This is a genomic window from Micrococcus sp. KRD070, assembly GCF_017168435.1.
GTDB lineage: Bacteria > Actinomycetota > Actinomycetes > Actinomycetales > Micrococcaceae > Micrococcus > Micrococcus luteus.
Window position 1 is genome coordinate 67,745 of sequence record NZ_JABFNH010000004.1, and the last position, 4,315, is coordinate 72,059.

The 4,315-nt window shown below is 71.4% G+C and carries 6 protein-coding genes; 1 reads left to right on the forward strand and 5 read right to left on the reverse strand.

All coding sequences use genetic code 11. The features are described from left to right. On the forward strand, positions 1–790 hold a 790-nt coding region (locus J1M38_RS01170; protein WP_206501149.1), incomplete at its 5' end, for a peptidoglycan recognition family protein. Positions 791–856: 66 nt separating this feature from the next. Here the strand turns inward: J1M38_RS01170 and ppk2 are convergent. The 5 genes from ppk2 to J1M38_RS12145 form a co-directional block, all read right to left on the reverse strand. Further along, a complete protein-coding gene (gene ppk2 / locus J1M38_RS01175) occupies positions 857–1,846 on the reverse strand; it encodes a polyphosphate kinase 2 (RefSeq protein ID WP_061867116.1) in 990 nt (329 codons plus the stop codon). 200 nt (positions 1,847–2,046) lie between these two features. Continuing rightward, positions 2,047–2,535 carry a 30S ribosomal protein S9 gene (gene rpsI, locus J1M38_RS01180; protein WP_002857521.1) on the reverse strand — a complete coding sequence of 163 codons (489 nt, stop codon included), beginning with the start codon at positions 2,533–2,535 and terminating at the stop codon, positions 2,047–2,049. A gap of 41 nt (positions 2,536–2,576) precedes the next feature. Continuing rightward, on the reverse strand, positions 2,577–3,020 hold the full coding sequence (gene rplM, locus J1M38_RS01185) for a 50S ribosomal protein L13 (protein ID WP_036337972.1): 444 nt from the start codon (positions 3,018–3,020) through the stop codon (positions 2,577–2,579). Between the two features lie 277 nt (positions 3,021–3,297). Continuing rightward, complete coding sequence (locus tag J1M38_RS01190; RefSeq protein WP_342356190.1) at positions 3,298–3,861, reverse strand: hypothetical protein; 564 nt, start codon at positions 3,859–3,861, stop codon at positions 3,298–3,300. Between the two features lie 3 nt (positions 3,862–3,864). Beyond that, a partial coding sequence (locus J1M38_RS12145) for a L17 family ribosomal protein (protein WP_274608401.1) occupies positions 3,865–4,315 on the reverse strand: 451 nt, incomplete at its 5' end.

Below are 4,315 nucleotides of genomic sequence, written 5' to 3' on the forward strand. Positions count from 1 at the left end.
GCCCCCGCCCTCCCGTTCCTGGACGCGCCGCAGCGTGCTGGGCGGCACGGGCCTGGCGATCGCCGCCGGCGTGGCCGGCTGCGGGCGTGATGAGCAGGCCGAGCAGAGCTCGGAGGGCGACGAGCAGGCCACCCGCCTGCCCGCCCCGGACATCATCACCACCGCGCAGTGGGGCGCCATGCAGCCCAACTACTACCTGCAGACCCTGAACGAGCGCCCCTCCTACCTGGTGATCCACCACACCACCACTCCGAACGTCACGGACGGCTCCCGGGAGGCGGCGGAGAGCATCGCGCAGGTGGTCCAGAACGCGCACATGAGCCCCGCGAACGACTGGGGCGACACCGGGCAGCACTTCACCGTCTCCCGCGGCGGCTTCGCAATGGAGGGCCGCCACGGCTCCCGGCACGCGCTCGAGGGCGGACAGACGTTCATGCTCGGCGTCCACGCGCTCGGTTTCAACGCGTATGCGCTCGGCATCGAGTGCGAGGGGCTGTACATGCTGAACCCGCCGCCGCAGAGCCTCTACGCCGGCCTGGTGCCGCTCGTCGCCTACATCTGCCAGCAGTACGAGCTGCCGCCGTCCCGCATCATCGGCCACCGCGACGTCACCGCCACCAGCTGCTGCGGCGACGCGTTCTACGCCAAGCTGCCGATCCTGCGCGAGGACGTCCGCCTCTCCCTGGCCTCGGGCGAGTACCACGTCTCGGAGGGCTTCGGGGCGGACAACCTCTTCGACGACGCGCACGTCACCCCGGAGTACTTGGAGGAGAAGGAGGAGCGCGGCTGAACCGCCCCGCCGCCCACGACGGCGCCCCTCACCGGACGGTGAGGGGCGCCGTCGTGTGCGGCCCGGTCAGCGCACGCGCGGGAACGATCCGCCGGAGACCTCGCCGTACTCGGCCAGCTCGTTGGCCGGGCCGCAGATCTGCGGGTCGGGGCGGTGGACGATGCGCTCGTCCTTGTCCGGGTAGGGCAGCGTGTGCAGCACATGGCGGATGGCCTCGAGGCGGGCGCGCTTCTTGTCGTTCGACTTCACGACGGTCCACGGGGCGTCGGCCGTGTGCGTGTAGAAGAACATGGCCTCCTTCGCGTTCGTGTAGTCGTCCCACTTGTCCAGGGAGGCCAGGTCGGTGGGCGAGAGCTTCCAGCGACGCACGGGGTCGGTCTCCCGCGCGGCGAAGCGGTTGAGCTGCTCACGCTGGGACACGGAGAACCAGAACTTGATGATGTGCACGCCGGAGTTGACGAGCATGCGCTCCAGCTCAGGGGTCTCGCGCATGAACTCGAGGTACTGCTGCGCCGTGCAGTAGCCCATGACGCGCTCGACGCCGGCCCGGTTGTACCAGGAGCGGTCGAACATCACGATCTCACCGCCGGAGGGCAGGTGCTGGATGTAGCGCTGGAAGTACCACTGCGAGGCCTCCTCCTCCGTGGGCTTCTCCAGGGCCACGGTCCGGGCGCCGCGGGGGTTGAGGTGCTCGTTGAAGCGCTTGATGGCGCCGCCCTTGCCGGCGGCGTCGCGGCCCTCGAAGATGATCAGGACCTTCTGGCCGGTCTCCTTGACCCAGAGCTGCATCTTCAGCAGCTCGATCTGCAGCTCACGCTTGCGTCGCTCGTAGCTCTTGCGGCTGAGCTTGGTCTTGTACGGGTAGCCCTCACGCCAGGCCTGCGGGTCCGGGGTGGGGGTCTTCTTCTCCCCGCCGAGCTTGCGGCCGAGCTCCCGGATCTCGTCCACCTCGGCGGCGTAGTCACGGGTCACGGCGAAGGGGGCCTGCGCGGCGTGCTCCGTGCCGTGCTCGCCACGGGTGCGGGGGTCGGGCGTGGGACTCGTGTTCTCGGCCACGGCGGCTCCTGAGGGTGTCTTCCACCGGACCGCGCACCGGACGGGCGAGCGGCCCGTCATGGCGTCGTCGCCATGCGTCTTCATATTACCTCTGGGTCAGGTGCCGCCGGCCCACGGAGACGGCGGACGCCCCGCCCCGCTCGTGAGGAGCGGGGCGGGGCGTCGGCGGGGGCACGGTGGGGATACCGTGCGGCGCAGGATCAGCGCTTCGAGAACTGCGAGGCCTTGCGGGCCTTCTTGAGGCCGGCCTTCTTGCGCTCGATGACGCGGGCGTCGCGGGTCAGGAAGCCGGCCTTCTTGAGCGCCGGGCGGTTGTGCTCGCGGTCGATCTCGTTGAGGGCGCGGGAGATGCCCAGGCGCAGCGCACCGGCCTGGCCGGAGGGGCCGCCGCCGTGGATGCGGGCGATCACGTCGTAGGCGCCGGTCAGCTCCAGCAGCGTGAAGGGGTCGGAGACCTCCTGCTGGTGCAGCTTGTTCGGGAAGTAGTTCTCCAGGGCTCGACCGTTGATGGTCCACTGGCCGGAGCCGGGGACGAGGCGCACGCGGGCCACGGCCTCCTTGCGGCGGCCGACGGCGGAGCCGGGCACGGTCAGGGCCGGGCGCTCGGAGGCGACGGGGGCCTCGGCAGTGGCGGTGGACTCAGAGGTGTAGCTCGTCAGCTCCACGTCGTCGTTCTCGTTGATGCTCATGGTTCTCCTCAGGGAAGGTCTGCGTCAGTGGCCCGCCGGGGTCACTGGGCGACCTGGCCGATCTCGAAGGTCTGGGGCTGCTGGGCGGTGTGCGGGTGCTCGGCGCCCTTGTACACCTTCAGCTTGGAGAGCTGCTGGGCGGCCAGCGAGTTCTTCGGGAGCATGCCCTTGACGGCCTTCTCCACGGCGCGGACCGGGTTGGTCTCGAGCAGCTCGGCGTAGGACTGCGACTTCAGGCCGCCCGGGTAGCCCGAGTGGCGGTAGGCGCGCTTCTTCTCGAGCTTGGCGCCGGTGAGGGCGACCTTCTCGGCGTTCACGATGATGACGTAGTCGCCCATGTCCATGTGGGGGGCGAACGTCGGCTTGTGCTTGCCGCGCAGGAGGGCGGCGGTGTGGGAGGCCAGGCGGCCGAGGACGACGTCGGTGGCATCGATGATGTGCCACTGACGGTCGGCGTCACCAGGCTTGGGAGAGTACGTACGCACGTTGTCTGCCTTCAGGGTCGGTGGTGGTCCACAGCACCTGCCCGCCGGGTCGTGATTCCGGCGCGCTCGCGCTGTCAGTTCTCCGTGCGCGCCGGTCCCCCAGGTGAGGGCTGGAAGGCGTCCGGGCCCGATGCCCCGGGGGTGCGGCGCGAGCTGAAGGCCATGCAACTGAGCCACTCGCGGCACGACGCATCCGGGTGCGGGCATGCGCAACGTCCACCCATCCTACCGAACGCGGGCCCCGGAGCCAAAAGCCGCCGCCGCGGGCGACCCCGGCTCACAGGGTCCGCTTCGCCCGGGTGCCCTCGGCGCGCCGGCGCAGCTCCTCCGCCTCGTCGGGATAGCCGACGGCGAGCAGCGTCAGCCCCCCGGGCGGGGCGAGGCGCACCTCGGAGTCGCGGGCCGGCCTCGCCACCCGGTGCGCGAGCCAGCCGGGCTCGCGGGCCCCCTCCCCCACCTGCAGCAGCGCCCCGACGATCGCCCGGACCATGTTGTGGCAGAACGCGTCGGCCCGGATCCGGATGCCCACGACGCCGTCCTCATCGCGTCGCACCTCCAGGTGCTTCACCTCGCGGATGGTCGTGGCGCCCTCGCGGGGCCGGCAGAAGGACAGGAAGTCGTGCAGTCCGAGGACGGCGTCGGCCTCCAGGGCCATGAGGCGATCGTCCAGGGCGGCGCCGTGCCAGTGGGTGAAGCCCCGCGTGCGCGGATCACGCGCGGCGGGAGCGTCGTCGATCCGATACTCGTACTCGCGCCACAGCGCGCTGAACCGCGCGTCGAAGCCCGCGGGAGCCCGCCGCGCCCCGTGCACGACGACGGCCCCGCCCCACCCGGAGAGCACCCGTCAGGCCATCTTCTGGGCGGCCTCGCCACCGGCGGGCTCGAAGCCCGCGGCCTTGGCCTCCTCGACGGTGGAGAACCAGACCTCGGCGGTGGTCTGGTCGTACCAGCGCGAGCCGGGGACGTGGTACTTCTTCGAGCTGGCGTTGCCCTTGATGGTGGCCTCGGCCGGAGCCGAGCCGTCCTCGTTGGTGGGCACGGCGCCGTCGATCTCGGCGGCGGCCTCCTGCGACTCGGCCACGGTGACCTCCTCGGTGGCGGCCGGGTCGACGGCCTCCACCGGGGTGGACTCGGCCGGCGCGGCCGGCGCGGACGCGGCGGCCTGCTCGGCCTCACGCACCACGGCCTGCTTGCCGGAGATCGGGTCCATGATCAGCTCGATCACGGCCATGGGCGCGTTGTCGCCCTGGCGGTTGCCGATCTTGGTGATGCGGGTGTAGCCGCCGTTGCGCTCG